This window comes from Pleomorphovibrio marinus, from assembly GCF_003347495.1.
GTDB lineage: Bacteria > Bacteroidota > Bacteroidia > Cytophagales > Cyclobacteriaceae > Pleomorphovibrio > Pleomorphovibrio marinus.
In genome coordinates, this window is the sequence record NZ_QCXY01000001.1 from 917,197 (window position 1) to 943,348 (window position 26,152).

Here is a 26,152-nt window from a genome sequence, read left to right on the forward strand (position 1 = left end):
ATAGCTCATTTCAAAGGTGGCCTTGCCTGCCAGAAGGACGCCAAGAGTGAGCCGGTAATGTTCATGACTACACTAAAGATCGCTGGGGCTAACCCCATGGTGCTTATTTTACCCATTGTGCCAGCCAAAGCTCCGGCCATTCCCCCATTTTGGGACCCTACTTCAATGGAAATGGTCCTACAATCCTCCTCGTTCATCCCTAAAAGTTTGCCCGCTCCGTATCCAAGTATCAAACCTAAAATATTATGCAGGAGCACCATTGCCAAAAGTACCCAACCCATTTCTACCAATTGTGGTTTACCTGAGGCTGTGATAATCGCAATGACTAACGCCACGGTAATCATGGAAAGGAGTGGCAAAATTCGATGTAGGGATTTTGCTCTCTCTTCCAACACATAATTTACTATAAGGCCTGCAACTATTGGTATCAACACCATTTTTGCAATATTCCACATCATGTCAAGAAGGGCAATCTCCACCATTGACCCTGCCAGGTATCTCATCAATAAAGGGGTTACGAAAGGTGCCAATACTGTGGACAAGGATGTGATAGATACGGACAATGCTAAGTTGGCTTTTGCCAAATAGCTGAGCACATTTGAGGCAACACCACTTGGAGAGCAGCCTACCAAAATAATTCCGGCGGCCACTTCGGTAGGTAAATTACTTAGGTAAGCCAAAATTGCACCGGTAATTGGCATTATGGTCAATTGGCAGCCTAAGCCCAAGAAAACACCTTTGGGGGATTTTGCTATAGCCAAGAAATCCCTAATGGTAAGGGTGCAACCCATACCAAACATCACAAATTGAATCAAAGGGGTGATGAGTGGCGTAAGCTCATAAGGACCCAAAGAGGTAAAAAGATCAGGAAACAGAAGTGCCGCTAAAGCAAACCCCAGAATGAGGAGAGTATATAAATAGGTGTTGAACTTAGCTGTTAAAAGCAATGCCAAAAACAATGCTACAATGCCACATAGCATCACCACTCCGGCATATCCATTCTTATTACCAAACCAAACAAACAGAGAATAAAAAAAAGCAAGCAAGGCCAAGAAAACGAGAAGACCTTGCAAATATTTTTTAGCTAGCACATCAGTCTTTGGGTGGTTTCCTATGCCAGTAGCTGGCAAGAATAGATCCCGTTATATTCATTAGTGGGCCGAAAACCGCAGGTGCCAATCCCACTGTTGCGATTTTTCCCATTTCCTTGGCAAGTCCGGAGGCCAAACCCCCGTTTTGCATTCCCACTTCCAGAGCAACAGTTCTGGCATCCCTTTCTGATAGCCCAAGTCCTCGGCTTATCCAATACCCAAAATTATAGCCACAAAGATTATGAATGAGCACCAAGAAAATCAACAACAAGCCTATTTCTAAAAGAGAATCCCTTCCAGCAGCGGTAATGATAGTAATGATAACCCCTATACCAATCATGGAAACGAGGGGCATGGCATCGTCCAACCATTTGGCCTTACCACTCAAGAACCGATTAAACAACAAACCTCCCCCTATGGGTATTATCACCATTTTGATAATACTCCACATCATATCCAACACATCGATGGCAATAAACTCCCCAGCAAGGAATTTCATCAACAGAGGGGTGGTAAAAGGGGCAAGTAAGGTGGCAATTGCAGTAATAGTAATGGATAGTGCCAGATTGGCCTTGGCCAAAAAGCTCATCACATTCGAAGCAAGGCCACTTGGTGTGCAACCTATCAAGATAATGCCTGCGGCAATTTCAGACGTAAATGGGCTTAAGGTTGCTATGGTAAACCCCAAGAGAGGCATGATGGTAAACTGACAAAGCAAACCAATAAATACCCCCTTTGGCATTTTTGCCACTCCCACAAAATCCTTAATGGACATGGAAGTTCCCATTCCAAACATGATAATTTGTATCAATGGGGTTATCAAATTGCTGAATTCATAATCTCCGTAAGAGACAAAGGTGGCTGGATAGTACATCGCCGCACACACACCAGAAAAAATCATCATGGTGTAAGTGAATCCTTTCAGCCGTTCAAATCCCCTAAAGCCTATACCCAAACACGCAAAGAAAATTATCAAGAAGGGGCCTCCGTCCTCGGCTTTTCCCAAAAATAACATTACTAAATACACTAAAAAGGACAAAAGGGCCAGAATAATAAAAGCCCGATACAGGTTTTGATTCTTCAAGGTGATCTGGGTTTAGGTTTTAGGTGATAAGAAAAGTCAGTATTTAATTAAATATAGGCAATACAATCCATTTCGACTAAGGAATCCCCGGGAACCCCGCCATAGGTTGCCACTGTAGTTCTCACGGGGGGTTTTGAGCCGAATCTCCCTTTGTAAACCTCATTCATTCCTTTATAATCATTTAGGTCATGGAGATAGACATTTACTTTGAGAACTTTTTCCATGGATGAACCTGCTTTTTTAAGTTCCTTTTCCAATTCTTTGAGCACATGATCCGTGTGGTCTTTGATATCGCCGTCAAAGTGGGCTCCTTTGCCAGCAACAAACACCATGTTGTTCAACTTTGTGGATCCAGAAAAGAGGGGAACATCCTGCTCTTCGGTTACATTGAACACTTCTTTGTCGCCAGACTCCCCAATATTATCTGCTTTAGCCACCAAACTTATGCCTGCAAAACCTGCCAATGAGGTGAATAGCTTTTTTATGGTACTTCTTCTTTCAAGCTTTTTCATGTACGTGTTGTTTTTTACTGATTAGAATTAAATCCGTTGAATTTATGGCTTTCTTTATGAATGTGCAAACCATTTAGGAGACAGTCATCAAATTTCCTTTCTATCGGAAGCAATTGATGACATCCTGTCCAGGATTTTGGAATTTTTTAATTTAGAAGCATTAATTTTAACGAAAGCTTTGTCTTTTCCCTTAAATTTTATTTGGTTAGGCTTTCTTGTTATTTTATGTCTTAGTATTCCATGGCTAAAATAGAATTTATCTCCCTTTACGGTGTCCTAATGATGGGCTTTGTAGCGTGTCAACCCACAAAAAACAAAGAAATGAGCCAATCTAACCAAGATAGTAGCTACTACAAAAGCTTTCCATTCACTACCGGAGAGGAATTTACCTCCGGTATTGAGGGTCCTGCAGTTGACAAGCATGGGAATTTGTATGTTGTAAATGTTTTTGAGGAGGGCACGATTGGAAAGGTAAGTCCAGAAGGGGAGGTTACTTTATTCGTAACGTTGCCAGAGGGTAGCATTGGTAATGGAATCCGTTTTGATAGTAAAGGGAACATGCTGATTGCCGATTACATTGGCCACAACGTTTTAAAAGTGGATATGGATAGTAAGGAAATTTCAGTATTTGCACACGATCCAAGCCTAAACCAACCCAATGACCTGGCGATTATGGACAACGATATATTGTTTGCAAGTGACCCTGATTGGACAAATAGCAAGGGACAAATTTGGCGAATAGGTCTTGACGGAAATTTTGTGCGTTTAGAAACAGATATGGGTACCACCAATGGTATTGAGGTAAGCCCGGATAACCAAACACTCTATGTGAATGAAAGCCAGCAACGGAATGTTTGGGCCTACGACCTTACCGATGCTGGGGAAATAAGTAATAAGAGACTGCTTCACCAATTCGAGGATTATGGTATGGACGGCATGCGCGTGGACACCAAGGGCAACCTTTACATTACCCGACATGGAAAAGGGACCGTGGTTAAAATTTCTCCTGAAGGGGAAATATTGGAAGAAATTGAGGTTTCCGGAAAACTGCCCTCAAACATAGCCTTTGGAGGCAAAGATGGTAAAAAAGCTTACGTTACTTTACAGGATAATGGTAATATTGATGCTTTTTATGTGGAAGATGCAGGAAGGGAATTTAAGTAAATTCTCCAAATAAGTATAGTGAACAGATTTTATTTGTTTTATATTGAAGATAAAATCTCAGTAAATTAATGTTGGCAAATAATTTCTGAATATTCTTTTGGTGTAACAGTTAACAACCATGGCCAATCCACATTCCACATACAAGATATTGGTGGTAGAAGACAATGAAGGTGATTCGATACTTATTGAAGAATACCTTCATGAGGCTATAGAATCGCCTGTCTTAGATTTTGCCACCACCTTTGAGGATGCTAAAATTGCCTTGTCGAAAAAAGGGATTGAATTTGATGTCATAGTGTTAGACCTTACTTTACCGGATAACCACGGAGAAAACCTGATCCGTGAAATGTGCAACCTCTGTAAGGATAGTTGTCTAATTGTTTTAACCGGATACACAGATTTAGAGTTTGGGGCGAAGTCTTTGGCATATGGGGTTTCGGATTACCTCCTGAAGGATGAAATGACACCGACCACACTCTATAAAAGTATACTATATAGCATTGGGAGGAAGCAGGCCTCAGACCAGCTTCTGGAATCTGAAAAAAGGTATAAGGAGTTGTTTCACCTAAGCCCCCAGCCCATGTTTTTACATTGCCTGGAGGCAAATAAAATCCTGGACGTCAACGAGGCCGCCATTCAACATTATGGCTATACCAAGGAAGAGTTCCTTATTATGACGATGGATGAATTGAACCCAAGGGAATCAGATGTAGTATTAAAACCCACATATCCACATAAAAATGGGGAAGAAAGGCCTTTTCCCCTTGACAAAATCTACCAGCATAGGAAAAAAAATGGGGAGGTAATTCAGGTCGATTTAAAGGGAAACCACATTGAATATTTGGGTAAAAGTGCAAAAATTGTCCTTGCCACTGACATCACAGACCGTATGCGATATGTGAAAGCAATTGAGGATCAAAACAATAAGCTTCAGGAGATTGCTTGGACCCAGTCACACATTGTGCGTGCCCCTTTGTCAAGGCTGATGGGTCTCGTTCAGTCTTTGGAGGACCTCGAAAAAGAATTAGGTGCTAAAGAAGTTAAAAACCTAATTATAAAGTCCGCCAAGGAACTGGATCAGGTAATTCGCAAAATTGTAAGCAAGACTGACAACATCGAAGTGGAGAAGAGCCGAAAATCAGGTCCAAAAAAAAACCTGTAAATATTCAATTTACAGGCTATCATTAGATGGTTTTTAATCACCCTTTTAGGGCTTCATATCTTTCACTCACTTTTGACCAATCTACTACGTTCCACCAATTTGAGATATATTTTCCTCTCTCATTTTGATAGTGGAGGTAATAGGCATGTTCCCAAACATCAATCCCCATTAGGGGTTGCCCTTTAAAATCAGATACGTCCATCAAAGGGTTATCTTGGTTTGGCGTGGAGCCCACTTTCAAAGAACCATTATCCAAGACCAACCATGCCCATCCAGAGCCAAAACGGGTCATGCCTTCATTTTCGAAAGCCTCAACAAAAGATTGGAAATTCCCAAAGTCATCGTTAATTGCCTCAGCCAAAGAGCCTGTAGGGTTTCCTCCCCCATCAGGAGACATGATTTTCCAAAACAGCTCATGGTTATAATGCCCTCCAGCATTATTTCTCATTTTTGTGGAATAGTTAGAAATATTGGCCAAAACTTCTTCCAAAGGCTTCTCAGTATCTACATCCTCCTCCCCGGCTGCTTCCTTGGAATTATTTGCATAGGCCGCTGCATGCTTTGAGTAGTGAATTTCCATCGTCATCGCATCGATGTGTGGTTCTAAGGCACTGTAGTCATAGGGTAAATCAGACTGGCTAAAACCCGTTGACAGCTTTGCCTTGCCAGACTCCTGCGCCGGACCGCAACTGGAAAAAAGCGATGTTCCGACTATTCCAGCTCCTAGACCAAGGCTAAGCGATACCTTGGTACTGTGAGACAGAAAGGATCTTCTTGAGGGATCAAAAGAAGTATTTTTCATTTTCATGGCTTTTATTTAGTATGGTTCAATTTGTGAAATTGGTAGGTTTAAGGTCTTTTGCTAAATTAACCAAATAATTGCTAATAGGAAGTAATCACAATAGAATTAATCCCTAAATTGTTTTTCTTAATTACCAGAACCTCCCAATTCAATGGATATTTTCCGAATTCATAAATCCACAAACTTTGTGCCTTAGGTTACACCATCGATATCCTGTGGATAAATAGGTATTAATTTCTGTAAACCCCGATAATTCCTTCAAGTTCCTTATTTTTGTATTTCGATTTGCCAAAAGCATTCGATTCCCTCTTATACTGTTCGGTTTAGGGAATATTGGACAACACAGGTATGATAGTTGAGTTTTACAAATACCAAGGTACAGGTAATGATTTCGTCATGATAGACGACAGGTCCTCTTCACTGGATATCGGAGACGTTTCCTGGATAAGAAAATTATGCCATCGAAGGTTTGGGATTGGAGCGGATGGAATCATTCTGCTACGCAATCACGAAGGCTATGATTTCCATATGCATTATTTCAATGCAGATGGTTCACAAAGTATGTGTGGCAATGGGGCGCGATGTGCCTTGGCTTTTGCATCCTTTTTGGGCATTTTCAAAGGTCAAGCACACTTCTTAGCCATTGATGGCCCCCATCAAGGCATTATCCGTAATGGATTAGTAGAACTAAAAATGGGCGATGTAGGTCATTTGCTTCCAAAAGGCGAGGAATGGTATGTCGATACTGGTTCGCCTCATCATATTAGGTTTGTGGACAAAGTGGACAATTACCCCGTAGTGGTAGAAGGATCGAAAATCCGATATAGTGAAGACTATCCACTAGGCACAAACGTAAATTTTGTAGAGAGAAAAAATGAAGCGGAAATTATGGTAAGAACCTACGAAAGAGGGGTAGAAGACGAAACTTTTTCCTGTGGGACTGGGGTAACTGCCTGCGCTTTGGTTCATGGTTCGCTTTTCAAAAGCAACACAGTAAGGATTGGTACCCTTGGGGGAACACTGAAAGTAACCTTCCAACCGCAGGGAAACGGCAGCTACAAGGATATCTGGCTTATTGGTCCTGCTGAACAGGTCTTCTCGGGAAAAGTTAATTTAGAAAAAATGGCCATGTCTATCGCATAAATTCAAAAATGGCATGGAATTATAGTAAGTAAGACAATAGGAAAAGAATTCATATATGATAGAACTGATTGCAAAAGGACTAGCAAAGGTCTTCGGCACAAAATCAGATAGGGACATCAAACAACTGATGCCCATCGTGGAAAATATCAAACAAGAGTATGCCAAACTATCCGGTCTTTCAGATGATGAACTGAGGGATCAAACAAGGGATATCCGTTCCATAATTGATACGGAGCTTAAAGTTTTTGATGATAAAATTCTCGATATAAAAGTACAAATCGATGCCTTGGACCCGGATAAAGTACAGGCTAAAGATGCCCTTTTTACAGAAATAGAAAAGGTGGAAAAGGACAGGAATGGAGAGCTTGAAAAAGTCTTGGAAAGGGTCTTGCCAAGAGCATTTGCTGTGGTAAAAGAAACCGCTAGGAGGCTGAAAGAAAACCATAAACTGGTGGTAACGGCAAGCTTGGAGGATAAGGAATTGGCTGCGGTAAAAAGCTACATTACCATAGAGGATGAAAAAGCCACTTGGGCTAACAAATGGATGGCAGCGGGAAGTGAAGTTACCTGGGACATGCTGCACTACGATGTGCAGTTGTTGGGTGGGGTTGCCCTTCACAATGGTAGGATAGCAGAAATGGCAACCGGAGAAGGAAAAACTCTCGTTTCCACCCTCCCTGCCTTTTTGAATGCCCTTTCTGGAAGAGGCGTACATATAGTAACTGTCAATGACTATTTGGCAAAAAGGGATTCTGAGTGGAACGCCCCCTTATTTGAATTCCATGGGTTGAAGGTCGATTGCATTGATAAATATCCTCCTAATTCCCCTGGTAGAAGAAATGCCTATGCCTGTGATATAGTTTATGGAACCAACAACGAGTTTGGTTTTGACTATCTCAGGGACAACATGGCCAGGGATGCCAAGGACCTGGTGCAAGGAAAGCACCATTTCGCCATGATCGATGAGGTGGATTCCGTTTTAATTGACGATGCCCGAACCCCACTGATCATTTCAGGGCCTATTCCTAAGGGGGATGAACATGAGTTTTATGACATGAAACCTAGGGTTTCTACTTTGGTAGATGAGCAGCGCAAACTGGTGCAGGGCTACCTTACAGAAGCCAAAAAACTGATCAAGGAGGGTAATGAAAAAGACGGGGGCTTAGCACTTTTTCGTACGTTTAGAGGGCTTCCAAAATATAAGCCGCTAATTAAATATCTTTCCGAACCCGGCATTAGGGTAATTTTGCAAAAGACCGAAAATTACTTCCTACAGGACAATAAAAGAAACCTGCCTGAGGCGGATGAACCCCTTTTATTTACCATTGACGAAAAAACCAATAGTGTGGACCTTACCGACAATGGGATAGAAGTGATCACCAAGAAAAATGAAGACACCACCTTTTTTATCCTTCCCGATATCGGAACTGAAATCGCCGAAATGGAGAAGGATGAAACCGTGGATGAGAAGGAAAAGCTAATCAGGAAAGAAGAGATTATAAAAGACTATGGGGTGAAAGCCCAACGTATCCATACAGTAAACCAGCTATTAAAGGCTTACTGTATGTTTGAAAAAGACACGGAATATATCCTGGTGGATGGCAAAGTCAAAATCGTGGACGAACAGACCGGAAGGGTAATGGAAGGACGACGCTACTCCGACGGCTTGCACCAAGCCATTGAAGCCAAGGAAAACGTGAAAGTAGAGGATGCCACACAAACCTATGCTACCATTACCTTACAGAATTATTTCCGAATGTACCACAAACTTTCAGGTATGACAGGTACAGCCGAAACGGAAGCCGGGGAGTTTTGGGAAATTTATAAGTTGGATGTGGTGGTAATTCCGACCAATAAGCCAATTCAACGTGATGATAGGGAAGATAAGGTCTATAAGACAGTAAGGGAGAAATTCAATGCAGTAGTGGATGAAATCAACGAACTCACAGATGCCAACAGGCCGGTTTTGGTTGGTACTACATCGGTTGAGATTTCGGAATTACTGAGCAGGATGCTTACCATTAGAAAAATCAAGCACCAGGTGCTAAATGCCAAGCAACATGCCAAAGAAGCGGATGTGGTAGCAGAGGCAGGTAAGCCGAAAACGGTGACCATCGCTACAAACATGGCCGGTAGGGGCACGGATATCAAACTGACTCCTGAATCCAAGGCTGCCGGTGGCCTGGCCATCATAGGTACGGAAAGACATGAATCCAGAAGGGTAGACAGGCAGCTAAGGGGTAGATCGGGCAGACAAGGGGATCCCGGTTCTACGCAATTCTTCGTTTCTCTTGAGGATAGTCTAATGCGCCTATTTGGTTCGGAAAGAATTGCCAAATTGATGGATAGGATGGGTCTTGAACAAGGAGAGGTGATTCAGCACAGCATGATCACGAAATCCATAGAAAGAGCCCAGAGGAAAGTAGAAGAAAACAACTTCGGTATTAGAAAAAGGCTGCTCGAATATGACGATGTGATGAATAGTCAGAGAGAGGTAGTCTATAAGAGAAGAAAGAACGCATTGATTGGAGACCGTCTGGAGTTGGATATCCTTAACATCATGTACGATGTCTCTGAGGATATTATAGAAATGGCGAAGTCTACAGAGGATGTCGAAAACCTGAGGATGAACATTTTTAGTTCTTTGGGAATTGACCATCCTATCACAGAAGCAGAGCTCAAGGAAAAAGACTTGCCTACATTGACCAAGGAGGTATTTGATAAGGCCTATGAAAGTTATGTAAACAAAAATAAGGGCATATTGGAGAAGGCCATGCCAATTCTTCGAAATGTCCACAAACAAAGAGGCGCTACGGTCAAAGAAATCCTAGTTCCGATTTCAGACGGTATTAAACAAATAGGTGTAGTGATCAACTTAGAGTCCACCATTCAGAATGATGGGAGGGACCTTATTAGGGCAGTGGAAAAAACAGTCACCCTTGCCATTATTGATCAAAACTGGAAAGAGCATTTAAGGGACATGGATGACCTGAAACAATCCGTGCAAAATGCGGTCTATGAACAAAAAGATCCTTTGTTGATTTATAAGTTTGAGGCATTTGAGATGTTCAAACGTTTTTTGGGTAAGCTAAATGATGATATCATAACGTTTATCTCCAAATCTGATCTCCCCAAGCAAGATCCGGATCAGGTGAAAGCAGCCCAAAAGGAAAGAAGAGACGATGCTAAGGTAACTGCATCCAAAGAAGAAGTCGGCAGTACCTTAGGAGGTGGAAGTACAGCCGCGGGACAAAGAGTCGCAGCCCAACAAGCCCAGGCCAGGGCAAGTAGAGAACCAGTGCAACCCAGAAGGACTGAAAAGGTATATGGGAGAAATGACCGAGTGTCCGTAAAATATGTGGATGGCAAGGTGAAAAAGGATGTAAAATACAAAAGTGTGGAACAGGATATTGCCGAAGCCAAATGTGTAGTTATAGAAGGTTGATAGGATGAGAAAATTAACATGGATATATGGTGCTTTCCTAATCCTGTTTTCAGGTTGCGGCCTGATAAACATAAAAAAAACTGGTGGGGCAGAACGTTTCATTGGTTACACAGAAGACTTGGAAAGCAGTAGAATTAGGTTCGAGGATTTACCCGAGCCCAGCACGCGAGAAAGCGGTGTCATGGAAGTAAGTGCCGTGGATGCAGATTTAAACGAGGCTATCCAGTCATTTATTCGAGAAAAGGAGCGGAACGATTATATTTCTGGCTTTACTATTTTAGTTTACAGTGGGGTGGACAGGGAAGAAGCCTTTAAAACCAGAAACACATTATATACCGAATACGAGGATATTTTAACTTTCATGCAATACCAACAGCCAAGGTATTTGGTGAAAGTCGGAAAATATATTAACAGGATAGAAGCCTTGGCTTGGTATGAAAGGATCAAAGAAGAATTTCCTTCGGCCAGAATAATCCAGGACCGATTTGAAAGAGAAAAAGTGCGAAAAGAGCGAGAACAAGAAGAAACCATTGAAGATGTTAATGCAGAAAATTAAGGATCTGGCCCAGGAATATAAAGAAGAAGTAATTCGTAACAGAAGGCACCTGCATCAGCACCCTGAACTGTCTTTCGAAGAGTTTCAGACTGTAGCTTTTGTAGAGGACCAATTAAAAAAAACCGGGATAGAAAAAATCGAGAAAAAGGCCAATACAGGATTAGTAGCGCTTATTGAAGGTAAAAATCCGGACAAAAAGGTCATAGCCCTAAGGGCAGATATGGATGCCCTGCCAATAGTTGAGGCCAATGCTGTTCCTTATAAATCCCGGAATGCAGGAGTAATGCATGCCTGTGGGCATGATGTCCACACTTCCTCTTTATTGGGAACTGCCAAAATTTTACACGCATTAAAAGATAATTTCGAAGGCAGCATTAAACTTATTTTTCAGCCTGGGGAAGAACGCGTGCCTGGTGGTGCATCCATGATGATCAAAGATAAGGCATTGGAAAACCCAAAACCTACCGCAATTCTAGGTCAACATGTGATGCCATTAATTCCAGCTGGCAAGGTTGGTTTCCGTTCTGGAATGTATATGGCCAGTGCGGACGAGCTCTATCTTACTATCAAGGGTAGAGGCGGGCATGGTGCCATGCCCGAAACGCTAATTGATCCTGTGCTAGTGACCTCTCACATCATTGTGGCTCTACAGCAGGTAGTAAGCAGGAGAGCCAGCCCTAAAGTGCCATCCGTTCTCTCTTTTGGTAAAATTATCGCAGACGGAGCGACTAATGTAATTCCTAATGAAGTACTGGTGGAAGGTACCTTTAGAACCTTGGACGAAGATTGGAGAAAAGAAGCCCATAAGATAATGGTAAATTTGGCGAAGGGAATTGCAGAAGGAATGGGCGCCAGTGTGGATTTTGAAGTGAGAAAAGGTTATCCTTTTCTGAAAAATGACCCACTTCTTACTTCTAACAGTACAAAAGCGGCCAAGGATTATTTGGGTGAAGAAAATGTGGTTGACTTAGACATCTGGATGGCCGCAGAAGATTTTTCTTATTATACTCAGGAGATGGATGGTTGTTTCTACCGATTGGGAACCAGAAATGAGGAAAAAGGGATCACATCGGGTGTCCATACACCCACATTTGACATTGATGAGAATGCCCTTGGAGTTAGCACTGGATTGATGGCCCATTTGGCTCTAGAGGCTTTGAAAAACTGAGAATCCCTACATACTAGGAAATCGGATAAAGATACTTATGGGGGCCTTGCCACCTGGCATTAACTAACTGTTCATGAGGATAAAGGCTATCGAGGTGACATTCAGGAAGATAAGGGGGGTCCGACTTTGCGGAATATTAAATAATATCTACGGTAATTAATTTCCCGCAGCAATTACTGCCAAATCTATAGATTGTGGAGAAACCATTTGCAGACAATTAGCACAGGAGGCAAGGGTTGCGCCAGTGGTAAGTACATCATCGACCAATAATATTCGTTTACCTATGAATAATTCCTCGTTGCTGATTTCGAAAACGCTTTCGACATTTTCCCATCTTTCTAATCTCGTCTTCTTGGTTTGTGTAGCAGTATATTTGCTTCTGGATATGCCTAAGGAAATTTCCACCTCCAATACCTCCCCTAGCCCTTGAGCGAAACATTGGCTTTGGTTATAGCCCCTTCTTCTAAGCTTTTGGGGATGTAAGGGTACGGGTATTATATAATCCCAGGTCCCGGCAAACCCGTTTTCCAGAAGTAATCTCCCATATCGGTTTCCAAGCATCACCCCCAAGTTAGGTTTGTTCTTATACTTTAGCTGGTGAAGCAATTTCTGGCTTCTTCCTCTTTTGGCGTAGCGCAAAAATGCCAATACTCTGCCTACTTCGGCAAGTCCTGTTATTTTTTGTTTTAGGTCATTCTCATAGGGCATCAGGTGGTAATCGGCCACAGGAAGTTGAATTTCGCAAAACCTGCAAATTTGATCTTCAAATCGATAGAGACTTCTTTTACATATCGAACAGGTATTCGGAAATACCAGTGCCAAAAAATCTTCCCATATTTTGAAACGCATACAGAAAAAGGCTTGTTAGTTTACTGTGCCGTCAATAACTGCTATATTTGTAGGTTATATTAAGTAATTTAGCATAAAGGTGTCAAATTGACAAACATGTTCAAAAAAGACTTGGATTTAGAAATTCGATGGAATAAATTATGTGCGGGTCTGGGAGAGATGCTGGGTAAAAAACCCTCTGATTTAAATGCCGTACTGTTTATTATTGGAGTGCAGGAATTGGGTAAAGGAAACTTGGCTTTCTCCAAAGAGGAAAAACAGGATTTGATGCACATAGCAGTTTGTAAGGTTCTTAGTTATTCAGGTTTTTATGAGCTGGGCTTTATAGACCAAGATGGATGGCCACATTGGAAATTAATCAAGGCACTGCCCCACTTAGACACCGTTGAGCAGGAAAAAATGCTTAAGCTTCACGTATTGGAATATTTTGAAAAGGAATTTGAAACTGAGATCAATTAAATGAAACTAATCTCCTATAACGTCAATGGTATTCGTGCTGCTATGAAAAAGGGCTTTATGGAATGGCTTGCGGAATCAGACCCTGATATAGTAGCTCTTCAAGAAGTAAAGTCAACTCTTGATCAAATTCCCTCGAACATATTTGAAGATTTGGGATACAAAGTTTACTGGAATCCGGCGATAAAAAAAGGATACAGTGGGGTAGCCACCCTAAGTAAGGTAGAACCCAAAAATGTGTCTTATGGCATGGACAAAGAAAAATTTGATTCTGAGGGACGTATGTTGCGTTTGGATTTTGATAAGTTTTCTTTTATCAATACCTACTTTCCATCAGGAACAACCGGAGAAATCAGACAAACTTTAAAATATGAGTTTTTGGATGACATCTTTGAACTGAGCAAAGACTTGAACCAATCCTTGCCAGGCATTGTATGGAGTGGAGACTACAACATTTGTCACAAGCCAATAGATATACATGACCCAATATCCAACAAGAAAAGCTCAGGTTTTTTACCAGAAGAAAGGGCCTGGATGGACAAGTTTACTTCCTCCGGCTTTGATGACAGCTTCAGGGTAATTCATCCAGAAGAACCCCATCAATATAGTTGGTGGAGTTATAGGGCAAATTCAAGGGCCAAGAATAAAGGTTGGAGAATTGACTATCATATGACAAGCAACAACCTCAAGGAAAAAATTAAAGACTCACAAATATTGACAGATATTGTTCATTCTGACCATTGTCCAGTATTGCTGGAATTAATGGATTAGATGGAATATTAAATATTTTCACCATATAAGGAAAAAATCCTAATGAAATCAATCAAAATTTCTATTCCATCATTAATTGAAAATATAACCATAATTGAAAGCTTCATTGACAATGCAAAGGAAAAGTTTCAAATCAATGATGACATATATGGTAATATCATGATTTCAGTTACAGAATGTGTCAGTAATGCCATCATTCACGGTAACAAGGAAAACAGTAAGAAGCCCGTAAACATTGAACTCAAATTTTTGGATAACCAAATTAAGTTCATCATTGAGGATCAAGGAGCAGGATATGATTTCCAACATCTAGAAGATCCCACATCTCCACAAAACCTGGAGAAATCGGGAGGGAGGGGAGTATTCATTATGAAACACCTTTGTGATGAAATTGAGTTCGAAGACGATGGCAGAAAAACCATACTTACTTTTTACATGAACTAATAATGCCAATCAGGTTCTTTACGGAAGACATTGAATTTAGCCTTCCCCAAAAAAGAAAGCACCAGAAGTGGGTAGCCGAAATTATCAGGGAAAAGAATTTAAATGTTGGTGAAATCAATTATGTGTTTTGTTCGGACAAATACCTCCATGAAGTAAACCTAGAATACTTGAATCACGACAACTACACGGATATTATCACTTTTGACCAAAGCGAATCAGAAAAAGAAATATCCGGGGATGTCTTTATTAGTATAGACCGGGTAAAGGAAAATGCCGAACTACAAAATGTAGCTTTTATTGAAGAATTACGAAGGGTTCTTTCTCATGGTCTCCTCCATCTTATGGGTTACAAGGACAAAACCAAAACCGAATCTAACCAAATGCGGGAACAAGAAAACGCCGCACTTGTAAAATTCATTAATTAACAAAAAGTGTTCCACGTGGAACACCATGAAAGAACCAATTGAACATTAAAGGTGTTCCACGTGGAACAGTAAGATTTAAAAATTATGTTTGATACATACGATGTGATCGTAGTAGGCGCAGGCCATGCAGGCTGTGAAGCAGCACATGCGGCAGCAGAAATGGGTTCAAGGGTTCTCCTTTGTACCATGAACATGAACACCATAGCACAAATGTCCTGCAATCCTGCAATGGGGGGAGTAGCAAAAGGACAAATTATAAGGGAAATCGATGCGTTAGGAGGAAAGTCAGGGATAATTTCAGATAAATCCATGATACAATTCCGAATGCTAAACCGGTCAAAAGGCCCAGCAATGTGGTCGCCTAGAACACAAAATGACCGAATGAGATTTGCGGAAGATTGGCGTCTCACTTTAGAAAATACCCCGAATGTGGACTTTTGGCAAGAAATGGTAAATGGGCTAATCATTAAAAATGGAGAAGTAAAGGGAGTACGAACAGGATTAGGATTAGAAATTCCAGGAAGATCAGTGGTTTTGACTAATGGTACCTTCTTAAACGGAATTATCCATATTGGGGAAAAGCAATTTGGCGGAGGTAGGACAGGAGAATCAGCAGCGAAAGGAATAACCGAACAACTGATTAAAGTCGGCTTTGAGTCAGGCAGAATGAAAACCGGAACTCCTCCAAGGGTGGACGGAAGATCCTTGGACTACAGCAAAATGGAAATTCAGTTTGGTGACGAAAGACCCGGTAAATTTTCATACAGCAATGAAACCAAACCCCTAGAACAACAAAAAAATTGCTGGATTACCTATACAAATAAATCTGTACATGAAACCTTAGAAACAGGTTTTGACAGATCACCAATGTTCAATGGAAGAATCCAAGGCCTAGGACCAAGATATTGTCCATCCATAGAGGATAAAATCAATAGGTTTGCTGAAAGGGACAGGCATCAAATCTTTGTGGAGCCGGAGGGATGGAATACAGTAGAAATCTATGTAAACGGGTTTTCTACATCTCTGCCAGAAGACGTGCAGCTTAAGGCATTAAGAAAAATAGAAGGATTTGAAAATGCGAAAATGTTCAGGCCTGGATATGCTATTGAATACGATTTCTTTCAGCCTACACAACTAAAAGCAACATTAGAGACAAAACTAATAAAGAACCTGTTTTTTGCAGGACAAATCAATGGGACTACAGGTTATGAAGAGGCAGCATCCCAGGGTTTGATGGCTGGAATAAATGCCCATCAAAATACACGCGATAAATCACCGTTTATTCTTAACAGGTCTGATGCATATATAGGAGTTCTAATAGATGACCTCATCAATAAAGGTACAGAGGAACCATACAGAATGTTTACTTCAAGGGCTGAATTCAGATTACTATTAAGGCAGGACAACGCAGATTTAAGACTTACCCCACTTGGAAACAGCATAGGCCTAGCTCACGAATCAAGAGTAATGAAAGTAAAAAAGAAAGAGGAAGAAACATCCAAGATTATCGAATTACTAGATCAAATTAAACTAGATCCGGAATATGCTAATCCATATCTTATGTCATTAGAAACAGCTCCAATTAAAGAAAAAACAATTTTATCAAAGTTAGTAAAAAGACCGAATTTCGGAATAAAGAACCTAATACAAATAAGCCCTGAACTTGAGAAAGCCTTGTCTGCACTAAGCATAGACGCACAAGAGCAGGCAGAAATACAGATTAAATACGAAAGCTATATTACCAAGGAAAAACAAATGGCGGATAAAATCAACCATTTGGAAGGCTATAGAATACCGCAAAGCTTTAACTATGAGATCGTAAAAGCGCTTTCTGCAGAAGGTAAGCAAAAATTAAACAAGATTAGACCAGAAACACTAGGTCAAGCCTCAAGAATCAGCGGAGTATCTCCAGCAGACTTATCCATACTGACCGTTTATTTAGGGAAATAACATATGTACGAAAAATTGAATAAATGTCCCTTATGTAAAGAGGGAGGTTTTTCGAATGCCATGATTATAGAAGATCATGCAATATCAAAAGAATCATTTACAATATGCAAATGCGAGAATTGTAACCTCTTGTTCACAAATCCAAGACCGGACGAAAAGAACATACACCACTACTATGAGTCTCCAAACTATATCTCTCACAGTAATAAAACAAATGGATGGATAGACTTAATCTACAAATCTGTCAGAAGATATACGATCCGTCAAAAACTGCTTTGGCTTAAAAAATTCCACCCTAAAAAAGGACGCTTATTAGATTATGGATGTGGGACTGGAAATTTATTGAAAGAGGCCAAAAAAGACAAATGGATTACAATTGGTATTGAACCAAATCAAAAGGCAAGAGAAATAGCCATACAAAAGGAACTAGATGTAAGAACCAATTTAGTTGAAATTCAAAAAGAAAAGAAATTTGACGTGATCTCTCTCTTTCACGTGTTAGAACATGTGCACAACCTAGACAATACTATAAAGCAATTATTGGACAGGTTAAAAAAGAGGGGTATCCTATTTATTGCGGTTCCAAATCATGAGTCCCATGACAGAAAACATTTTGAAAACTACTGGGCATCTTATGATATTCCTAGACACCTCTACCACTTTGAAAATTCATCCATGGAATATCTAGCTAACAAATATAAGTTAAAGATCAAAGACAGAATACCTATGCTTTTTGATAGTTATTATATCAGTCTATTGTCAGATAAATATCAAAAAGACAACTCTAATCCGATTTCCTCGTTTTTTAAAGGATTAAAATTTAATAAAAAAGCAAAATCTGATGGTAATTACTCCAGCATCGTATACGTATTAAAAAAACAATGAAGCAGTATTTAGCATCAATTTTGGTAATAGCAACATGTTTAGGAATACTTTCATGTGCGAAGCAAAGTAGTCCAATGGGAGGGCCTAAAGACGAAGCACCTCCAGAATTGGTTACCCTAGATCCCAAAAATGAAACTACAAATATAAGCCCCTCTGAAATATCCCTGACATTTAATGAATTTGTAAAGTTAGAAAACCCTAACAAGCAAATTATTATTACACCAAAAATCAACGTGGACGAGGTTGAATTTCTTGCTACCAGGAATCGAGTCAACATCAAACTTAACCAGGAATTGGAGGAAAACACAACCTATGTGTTTAACTTCCAAAAAAGCATTCAGGATATAACCGAAAGCAATCCTATAGAGAACCTAAAATTAGTGTTTTCTACAGGGGATGAAATAGACAGCCTAAAAGTAAGTGGAAAAATTGCATATATTTTTCCCCCAAAAGAAAAGGAAATCAAGGATGTATTAGTTGGTCTTTACGAAGATGCAGATACTACTGACCTATTTACAGCTCCACCCTACTATATTGCACAAACGGATACCGCTGGTAATTTTGAAATAACAAACATTAAAGCGGGAAGATATAGAGTTTATGCATGGTACGATGACAATAATTCCTTAAAAGCAGAATACAAAACAGAGCCATACGGATTTTTAGAAGAACCATTGGATGTTTATGAAGATGTAGATAATATTCATATTAACCTTTTTAAAGGAGATCTTTCGGAATTGAAAATTAACAGAACAGGAACGACAGGAACAAACTTTGACATAATATTGAGTAAACCTCCTCTAGAATATGAAATAATTCACGAGGATATCAATGAAAAAATGTACTACAGACTGTCGGATAAAAACCTAAGACTCTACCATACTTCCCTTAGAGAAGACAGTACAGAAGTTAATTTGAGAATTAGGGATTCCGTTGGATTTAGCATAGATACAACCCTTTATGCCAAATTTATGGAAAGCGATAGAAAAAAAGAAGAGTTGGAAATAAGTACAAACAGTGGAAAGTCATTCTTGAAAACTATTCGCTCAGAATGGAAATTGAACAAACCCTTAAAATCCCTAAATTATGATTCCCTTTTAATTAAGTATGACACAGCAGGTATTATTCAAATTAAACCGGAAAACGTTTATTTAACGGACAGTTTAAAAAGAACAAAATTTATAATAGAAATCGAAATACCGGACAGTCTCAAATTTGAAACTTACAAAGTATATGTAGGGGATTCCACTATCCAAGATATTGAGGAAGTATACAACAAGGATAAGATAGAGGCAAATTACAAAAAACTCAAAGAAGACAGATTAGCGGATGGGCTGTCAGGAAAAATTAATACAGAAGAAAATCCAATAATATTACAGCTTCTTAATAAAAATGGCGAAATTTTACAGGAAAAATATATAACTGAAGGGAATAGTTTTATTTTTGACAGAATTGAGGCAAGTGAGTACAGATTGAGAGCCATAATTGATAGGAATAAGAACAGAAGATGGGATACTGGTAATTATTACGAGAAAAGGCAACCGGAACCTGTATATTTTTTCTACGATAGTGAAAACAAGTCCCAAGAAATAATGTTGAGAGGAGGATGGACATTAACCGACTTGTTAATAGACACAAGAAGGGATACAGGAATATATGGTAAACCCAAAGAGGATCAACCCATTGACGATGAAATTAAATTGGAATGGCCGGAGATCACGGAAAAGGATTTGGCAGCCTTAAATCCTTAACGCAAATGTGATTCTAATGTGAATAAGTCATGAAATCCATGTAACAACTTCTGAGTAATGCACATCAAAAAAAGACAAAATCAGGTACCTGAAAAACGTGGGGATATCTCCTCAGTTATCCTCATGGATAAACAAAAATGTTAACAGTAAATTTCCCACAATAAGATTAACCCAGGTATCCACACAAAAGTAATAGGATTAAATAACCAGCTGTTTCTCAACGGATCAATTCAATCAAAATGGTGGATAACTTGAGGATACACAGGTATTAATAGAACAAAGAATTGTGTAAAAATGAAACTTGAATAATTTTCAACATATCCACACTATAATAACTGTAACCATTTTTTATTTAATAAAGACAAAATAATTAATAGGATGTGGGTAACTTCTCTAGAAGGTCGTCCTATAAGATGGAGAATAATTTTTTTGTAAATTTTTTTGAAAAATTAGTATGCATGCATAATTTTTGTGAGATTATTCAGCTAGTTTTCTATGGAATGCGTACTTATAGGATATGAGTAAGGAAGAGACCTTTGATTATCAAATCAAACACTGCTGGCATGCCATTTCCAGGATGTACAACCAAGTTGCTCATGGAGAAGGAATAACTACATCCATGGGTTTCGTTTTGATAAACATCAACTCCAAAGAGGGAACCCCTGCAACCAAAATTGCTCCAATGATGGGACTTGAATCCAGAAGTCTAACCCGAATGTTAAAAAGTATGGAAGAAAAAGGTCTTATTCATAGAAAACCAGATCAAATGGACAAGAGGTCAGTAAGGATTCTCCTTACTGAGGAAGGCAAGCAAAAGAGATCAATAGCTATAAAAACAATAAAGCAATTCAACGAAAAAATACAGGCAGTATTAACCGCTCAAGAAGTTAATAACTTCTACACTATTTTTGAAAAGATAAATTTAGTCATAAAGCAACATAACCGCATAAACCAACCATAAGATGAAAAGAGCCATAAAAAAAATAGCCATTTTGGGTTCTGGAATAATGGGCTCCAGGATTGCATGTCATTTTGCAAATATCGGCGTCCAGGTATTGTTATTGGATATAATACCCAAAGAACCAAACGAGGAGGAATCAAAAAAAGGATTGTCCTTGGAGGATCAGCAAGTGAGGAACCGTATTGTAAATGATTCACTGCAGAGTACGTTAAAATCTAAGCCTTCACCCATCTACGATAAAAGTTTTGCGGATAGGATTCAAACCGGAAACTTTGAAGATGATTTGCCGAGAATAAAAGATTACGATTGGGTTATTGAGGTAGTGGTTGAGAAACTTGGGATAAAAAAGGATCTTTTTGAAAAGGTAGAGCTCTATCGAAAAAAAGGTACTTTGATCACTAGCAATACATCTGGAATTCCAATGCATTTAATGTGTGAGGGCAGGTCAGAGGATTTTCAAGAAAATTTTGCAGGTACTCATTTTTTTAATCCCCCAAGATACCTTAGGCTGTTGGAAATTATCCCAGCACCAAAATCAAAACCTGAGGTAATTGAATTTTTAATGGAGTATGGGGATCGTTTTTTGGGCAAAGAAACGGTATTATGCAAGGACACTCCGGCTTTTATTGCCAATAGGATAGGCGTATATGCGATAATGTCTGCCATCCATACCATTGAAAAAATGGAAATGGGAGTTTCGGAGGTGGACAAGCTAACTGGTACCGTAATAGGACGAGCTAAATCAGCCACTTTCCGCACCTTAGACGTAGTGGGTTTGGATACCACCGTTAATGTTGCTAACAATTTAAATCAGGTACTGGAGCAGGACGAATCAAAAGATAGATTTAAACTTCCCAAAAGCGTGGAGGTGCTTCACAAAAATGGTTGGTTAGGCGATAAATCGGGAAAAGGGTTTTTTCATATGATCCGGCATAAGGATGGCAGCAAGGAGCTGAAAGAGATAGACTTTAAAACATTCGAATACAAGGATGCGGAAAAACCCCGATTAAAAGCATTGGATGATGCAAAGGGAATTGAGGATCTTAAGAAGAGAATTAAATTCCTAGTCAATTACAACGACAAGTCTGGTGAATTTTATAGAGCAATCTTCTATGATCTGTTTAGGTATTGTTCCTTTAGGATTCCAGAAATAGCCGATGACTTATATAGAATTGATCAGGCCATATGTGCAGGTTTTGGATGGGAATACGGGCCTTTTGAAACTTGGGATATCTTAGGGTTGAAAGATTCCCTGCAAAAGATGGAAGAAGCGGATCAAAAGCCCGCTGAATGGATTTATGAGATGCTAGAGGATGGACATGATAGCTTCTACAAAGTTGAGCAAGGAAAGAAGCTTTATTATGATATTCCTACTAAAAGGTACAAGGAAATACCGGGCTTGGAAGAGTTCATTTTGTTGGATACGATAAAGGCAACGGGAAATACATTGTGGACCAATGAAGGTGCCACCATTTATGATCTTGGAGATGAGGTGATTGGCCTTGAGTTTCACACCAAAATGAATTCTTTGGGCCAGGAAGTGATAGAGGGGATAAACACAGCTATTTCAATAGCCGAAAAATCTTATAAAGGATTGGTTATCGGAAACGAGGGCCAGAATTTTTCGGCAGGAGCAAATCTAGCGATGCTTTATATGTTTGCGGGTGACCAGGATTTTGATGAAATCAATTTGATGATTGCACAATTTCAGAAAACTATGATGAGGGCTAGATTCAGTAGTATCCCCGTTGTGGTGGCTCCCCACAACATGGCTTTGGGAGGTGGATGTGAATTGTCCCTACATGCAGATGCTATTCAAGCCCATGCAGAATTGTACATGGGTTTAGTGGAAGTAGGCGTAGGCTTAATACCAGCCGGAGGGGGCACCAAGGAAATGACCTTGAGGTTTTCAAATCAAATTATCTCCGGAGATGTAGAGCTTAATCGCTTGCAGGAGGTATTTATGAACATTGCCATGGCCAAGGTTGCCACTTCAGCTGAAGAAGCCAAAGGGATGGGATACCTTCAAGAAAAGGATGCCATTACCATCAACAGGAAAAGGCAATTAGCCGAGGCAAAGCAAAAAGTAATTTCACTTTATGAATCAGGATATTCCCAACCCTTAGAACAAACCAACATAAAGGTTTTGGGAAAAAGCTCCCTGGCATTGTTTGAGGCAGGAATCACAGGAATGCTTTACGGTTCTTACATTTCCGAACATGATGCTAAAATTGCGAGGAAGCTCGCGTGGGTGATGAGTGGGGGAGATCTATCTTCATCTACAGAAGTAAGCGAGGAATATTTGCTCGATTTAGAGAGAGAAGCGTTTTTAAGTCTTACAGGAGAGAAAAAGACATTGGAACGCATCCATAGTATATTATTTAAAAACAAGCCATTGAGAAATTAAAGAGCTTGGAAAATACCCGATTCAACCAATATTACACTCAAATTCAACTCATATGGACGCTTACATAGTTAATGGATATAGATCAGCAATAGGAAAAGCCAAAAAAGGGGGATTCAGGTTTTACCGGCCGGATGATTTGGCCGCTAATGTCATAAAGCACCTAATGGCAAACACCCCGGGTGTTGAAAATAAAATGGTAGATGATTTGATCGTGGGCAATGCCATTCCCGAGGCTGAACAAGGTATGCAAATGGGAAGGATGATATCTCTTCTAGCATTGGGAAAGGAAGTTCCGGGATTTATCATCAATAGATATTGTGGTTCAGGTTTAGAGGCTATAGCCCTGGCAACTGCAAAAATAAAAACAGGCATGGCGGAATGCATTATTGCAGGGGGAACGGAATCCATGTCTATGGTGCCTATGATGGGTTATAAAACAGCACTGAATTGGAACATCGCCAGTAAAAACCCGGACTATTACCTGAGTATGGGGTTAACTGCTGAAGAATTGGCAAAGGATTATTCTGTGAGTAGAGAAGATGCGGACATGTTTTCCGTACAATCCCATGAGAAAGCAATTAAGGCCATTAAGGAAGGCAGGTTTAAAGAAGAGATAGTACCTATAGAAGTAGAGGAAACATATCTTGATGAAAACCGGAAAAGGAAAACCCGAACCTTTACCGTGGATACAGATGAGGGACCCCGTCCGGGTACTAATATGGAAGCCTTGTCCAATTTAAAACCGGTCTTTAAACAGGGTGGACAAGTTACAGCAGGGAACTCTTCACAAACCTCCGATGGAGCGGCATTCGTGATGGTGATGTCAGAAAAATTGATGAAATCCCTCAATTTGGAACCTGTGGCAAGGCTTGTAAGCTACAGTGTAGCTGGGGTAGAGCCAAGAATTATGGGAATAGGCCCAAAGGAGGCCGTTCCCAAAGCCCTTAAACAGGCAGGGATTTCCCAAAATGAAATAGATTTGATTGAATTGAACGAGGCGTTTGCTACACAGGCTTTAGCTGTGATTAGGGCCTTGGATTTAAACCCGGATATTGTGAACGTAAATGGGGGAGCGGTAGCACTAGGACACCCTCTTGGATGTACGGGTGGTAAACTAAGTGTTCAAATCATTCATGAGCTAAAAAAGCGGCAAGGAAAATATGGACTTGTCACAGCATGTGTAGGTGGCGGTCAAGGTGTGGCCGGGGTAATAGAAATTTTATAATGACAGTTTTTTCTACCAAACGAGTTAGGAGATGAAAAATTCAATAAATGGAGGAGAATTCCTTATCAAAGAGAGCCATGCGAAAGATATTTTTATCCCTGAGCATTTTAGTGAGGAACAACTGATGATGGCTCAGGCATGTCAGGATTTTGTAGACACAGAAATCATGATCCAGGCAGATGCTATAGACAGCATGAATCATCCGGAGTTGGTTCCAAATATTTTGAAGAAGGCAGGTGAATTAGGATTACTGGGCATTTCAGTACCAGAAGAATACGGTGGCTTGGGAATGAGCTTTAATACCTCCATGTTGATTGCTGATGTAGTGGGTGCTGCAGGATCATTTTCCACCACCTACGGTGCCCATACTGGGATAGGCACCTTGCCAATTCTTTATTATGGCACCGAGGAACAAAGGCAAAAATACCTGTCAAAATTGGTAACCGGTGAGTGGGCGGCGTGTTATTGCCTCACCGAACCAGATGCTGGTTCGGATGCCAATAGTGGAAAAACAAAAGCTAAATTAAACGAAGAAGGTACTCACTATCTGATAAATGGCCAAAAAATGTGGATATCCAATGGGGGATTTGCCGATCTCTTTATTGTCTTTGCAAAGATAGATGATGATAAAAATCTCTCCGCATTCATAGTGGAAAAAGAATTCGGAGGAATCACCATGAATGAGGAGGAGAAAAAAATGGGTATCAAGGGTAGTTCCACCCGGCAAGTATTTTTCAACGACTGCAAAGTACCTGTGGAGAACCTTCTTTCAGAAAGAGGCAACGGTTTTAAAATTGCCGTAAATATATTGAACATCGGTCGGATTAAATTGGGTGCCGGAGTCTTGGGAGGCTGCCGTAGGGTTCTTCAACAATGTATCCAATATTCCAGCGAGCGGAAGCAATTTGGAGTTTCTATTAATTCCTTCGGAGCAATTAAAGCAAAATTGGCCGAAATTGCAGTAAAAACCTATGCTTGTGAATCCCTTTGCTACCGTGCAGGACAAGAAATAGAAGATCGGATCGACACCTTGATTGAAGAGGGCATGGAAGTTTCTAAAGCCAAGTTAAAGGGAGTGGAACAATTTGCCATAGAGTGCGCCATTGCAAAAATCCATGGTTCGGAAGTATTGGATTATGTAACGGATCAGGGTGTGCAGATCTATGGGGGAATGGGCTATTCTGCCGACGCTCCCATGGAAAGGGCCTACAGGGATGCCAGGATATCGAGGATATACGAAGGCACCAATGAGATTAATCGAATTTTAATGGTAGGAATGCTATTAAAAAGGGCAATGAAAGGGGAAATTGATTTATTCGGTCCTGCAAAAGCGGTAGGAGAGGAGTTAAAAGCAGTACCCAGCTTCGATCAGCCCGATACCTCCGAACCACTTGCTACGGAAAAAGAGGTAGTTAAAAATCTCAAAAAGGTATTTTTAATGATAGGAGGCAGGGCCGTTCAAATCCTTCAAAATCAACTGGAGGAAGAACAGGAAATTATGATGAATCTAGCCGATATCATGATCGAAATCTATGCACTTGAATCTATGATTTTAAGAACAGAGAGGTTGATCCAGAAAAATGGTGCGGCAAATACCCAACTTGCAGCCACTCAAATTTATTTGTTTGAAGCTACCGAGAAGATACAAACTGCTGGAAAAGAGGCCATTTATGCCTTTGCTACTGGTGATGAACAGAAAGTGTTACTTATGGGACTGAAAAGGTTTACCAAAACCAAGCCTATAGATGTGAAAGCTTTGAGGAGATCTCTTTCAGAACAACTCATTGATAAGGGAAAATATTTGTTCTTTTTGGGATAACTAAATGGCCCAGCAAACCGTCAATAAAGTATAAGCTGTGTAGTTATTGTGACTACGCAGCCTACTTTTGTATTTTGAAGAT

22 protein-coding genes are annotated in these 26,152 nt (G+C 40.2%); 17 read left to right on the forward strand and 5 right to left on the reverse strand.

Features of this window, described 5'->3' with window-relative positions; all coding sequences use genetic code 11:
• Positions 1-5 precede the first annotated feature (5 nt).
• From DB520_RS03840 to DB520_RS03850, 3 genes are all read right to left on the reverse strand, one after another.
• Complete coding sequence (locus DB520_RS03840) at positions 6-1,091, reverse strand: bile acid:sodium symporter family protein (protein ID WP_232834823.1); 1,086 nt, start codon at positions 1,089-1,091, stop codon at positions 6-8.
• 1 nt (position 1,092) lies between these two features.
• Complete coding sequence (locus DB520_RS03845; RefSeq protein ID WP_114748779.1) at positions 1,093-2,106, reverse strand: bile acid:sodium symporter family protein; 1,014 nt, start codon at positions 2,104-2,106, stop codon at positions 1,093-1,095.
• A gap of 116 nt (positions 2,107-2,222) precedes the next feature.
• Entirely contained in the window at positions 2,223-2,687 is a 465-nt protein-coding gene (locus tag DB520_RS03850) for a RidA family protein (protein ID WP_114748301.1), read from the reverse strand.
• A 240-nt stretch (positions 2,688-2,927) separates the two neighbouring features.
• On the opposite strand from DB520_RS03850, the gene DB520_RS03855 reads away from it, so the two are divergent.
• Both DB520_RS03855 and DB520_RS03860 read left to right on the forward strand, forming a co-directional pair.
• Positions 2,928-3,851 (forward strand): SMP-30/gluconolactonase/LRE family protein, encoded by a 924-nt coding sequence (locus DB520_RS03855; RefSeq protein WP_114748302.1) that lies wholly within the window; start codon positions 2,928-2,930, stop codon positions 3,849-3,851.
• A 118-nt stretch (positions 3,852-3,969) separates the two neighbouring features.
• On the forward strand, positions 3,970-5,013 hold the full coding sequence (locus tag DB520_RS03860; RefSeq protein ID WP_114748303.1) for a response regulator: 1,044 nt from the start codon (positions 3,970-3,972) through the stop codon (positions 5,011-5,013).
• A 37-nt stretch (positions 5,014-5,050) separates the two neighbouring features.
• On the opposite strand, the gene DB520_RS03865 is transcribed toward DB520_RS03860, so the two are convergent.
• Entirely contained in the window at positions 5,051-5,815 is a 765-nt protein-coding gene (locus DB520_RS03865) for a superoxide dismutase (RefSeq protein WP_114748780.1), read from the reverse strand.
• 348 nt (positions 5,816-6,163) lie between these two features.
• Here DB520_RS03865 and dapF point away from each other — a divergent pair, with 348 nt between their 5' ends.
• Genes dapF through DB520_RS03885 form a run of 4 tightly spaced genes read left to right on the forward strand, consistent with a single transcriptional unit; the run spans position 6,164 to position 12,127 of the window.
• A complete protein-coding gene (gene dapF / locus DB520_RS03870) occupies positions 6,164-6,958 on the forward strand; it encodes a diaminopimelate epimerase (protein ID WP_114748304.1) in 795 nt (264 codons plus the stop codon).
• 55 nt (positions 6,959-7,013) lie between these two features.
• Entirely contained in the window at positions 7,014-10,403 is a 3,390-nt protein-coding gene (gene secA, locus DB520_RS03875) for a preprotein translocase subunit SecA (RefSeq protein WP_114748305.1), read from the forward strand.
• A gap of 4 nt (positions 10,404-10,407) precedes the next feature.
• A complete protein-coding gene (locus tag DB520_RS03880; RefSeq protein ID WP_114748306.1) occupies positions 10,408-10,959 on the forward strand; it encodes a hypothetical protein in 552 nt (183 codons plus the stop codon).
• Positions 10,940-12,127 (forward strand): M20 metallopeptidase family protein, encoded by a 1,188-nt coding sequence (locus tag DB520_RS03885; protein ID WP_114748307.1) that lies wholly within the window; start codon positions 10,940-10,942, stop codon positions 12,125-12,127. The genes DB520_RS03880 and DB520_RS03885 overlap by 20 nt, the downstream gene beginning before the upstream one ends.
• A gap of 156 nt (positions 12,128-12,283) precedes the next feature.
• Here the strand turns inward: DB520_RS03885 and DB520_RS03890 are convergent, their stop codons facing one another.
• Positions 12,284-12,976 carry a ComF family protein gene (locus DB520_RS03890; RefSeq protein WP_114748308.1) on the reverse strand — a complete coding sequence of 231 codons (693 nt, stop codon included), beginning with the start codon at positions 12,974-12,976 and terminating at the stop codon, positions 12,284-12,286.
• Between the two features lie 96 nt (positions 12,977-13,072).
• Here DB520_RS03890 and DB520_RS03895 point away from each other — a divergent pair, with 96 nt between their 5' ends.
• The 11 genes from DB520_RS03895 (at position 13,073) to DB520_RS03945 (ending at position 26,070) form a co-directional block, all read left to right on the forward strand.
• Complete coding sequence (locus DB520_RS03895; protein ID WP_114748309.1) at positions 13,073-13,435, forward strand: hypothetical protein; 363 nt, start codon at positions 13,073-13,075, stop codon at positions 13,433-13,435.
• A complete protein-coding gene (locus DB520_RS03900; RefSeq protein WP_114748310.1) occupies positions 13,436-14,203 on the forward strand; it encodes an exodeoxyribonuclease III in 768 nt (255 codons plus the stop codon).
• 42 nt (positions 14,204-14,245) lie between these two features.
• Positions 14,246-14,647: an ATP-binding protein gene (locus DB520_RS03905; protein WP_114748311.1), complete on the forward strand. Its 402-nt coding sequence runs from the start codon at positions 14,246-14,248 to the stop codon at positions 14,645-14,647.
• A 2-nt stretch (positions 14,648-14,649) separates the two neighbouring features.
• Positions 14,650-15,072, forward strand: coding sequence for an rRNA maturation RNase YbeY (gene ybeY / locus DB520_RS03910; RefSeq protein WP_114748312.1), 423 nt, complete (start codon positions 14,650-14,652; stop codon positions 15,070-15,072).
• Between the two features lie 84 nt (positions 15,073-15,156).
• Positions 15,157-17,022, forward strand: coding sequence for a tRNA uridine-5-carboxymethylaminomethyl(34) synthesis enzyme MnmG (gene mnmG / locus DB520_RS03915; protein ID WP_114748313.1), 1,866 nt, complete (start codon positions 15,157-15,159; stop codon positions 17,020-17,022).
• A gap of 3 nt (positions 17,023-17,025) precedes the next feature.
• Complete coding sequence (locus DB520_RS03920) at positions 17,026-17,907, forward strand: class I SAM-dependent methyltransferase (RefSeq protein WP_114748314.1); 882 nt, start codon at positions 17,026-17,028, stop codon at positions 17,905-17,907.
• Positions 17,904-19,658: an Ig-like domain-containing domain gene (locus DB520_RS03925; RefSeq protein WP_114748315.1), complete on the forward strand. Its 1,755-nt coding sequence runs from the start codon at positions 17,904-17,906 to the stop codon at positions 19,656-19,658. The genes DB520_RS03920 and DB520_RS03925 overlap by 4 nt, the downstream gene beginning before the upstream one ends.
• 517 nt (positions 19,659-20,175) lie before the next feature.
• The gene (locus DB520_RS03930; RefSeq protein WP_114748316.1) at positions 20,176-20,619 is read left to right on the forward strand and encodes a MarR family winged helix-turn-helix transcriptional regulator; all 444 of its coding nucleotides are present in this window, start codon (positions 20,176-20,178) and stop codon (positions 20,617-20,619) included.
• Position 20,620: 1 nt separating this feature from the next.
• Positions 20,621-23,026, forward strand: coding sequence for a 3-hydroxyacyl-CoA dehydrogenase/enoyl-CoA hydratase family protein (locus tag DB520_RS03935; protein ID WP_114748317.1), 2,406 nt, complete (start codon positions 20,621-20,623; stop codon positions 23,024-23,026).
• 52 nt (positions 23,027-23,078) lie between these two features.
• Positions 23,079-24,251, forward strand: a complete 1,173-nt coding sequence (locus DB520_RS03940; protein ID WP_114748318.1) for an acetyl-CoA C-acyltransferase — start codon at positions 23,079-23,081, stop codon at positions 24,249-24,251.
• A 31-nt stretch (positions 24,252-24,282) separates the two neighbouring features.
• On the forward strand, positions 24,283-26,070 hold the full coding sequence (locus tag DB520_RS03945) for an acyl-CoA dehydrogenase family protein (protein ID WP_114748319.1): 1,788 nt from the start codon (positions 24,283-24,285) through the stop codon (positions 26,068-26,070).
• Positions 26,071-26,152: the final 82 nt, after the last annotated feature.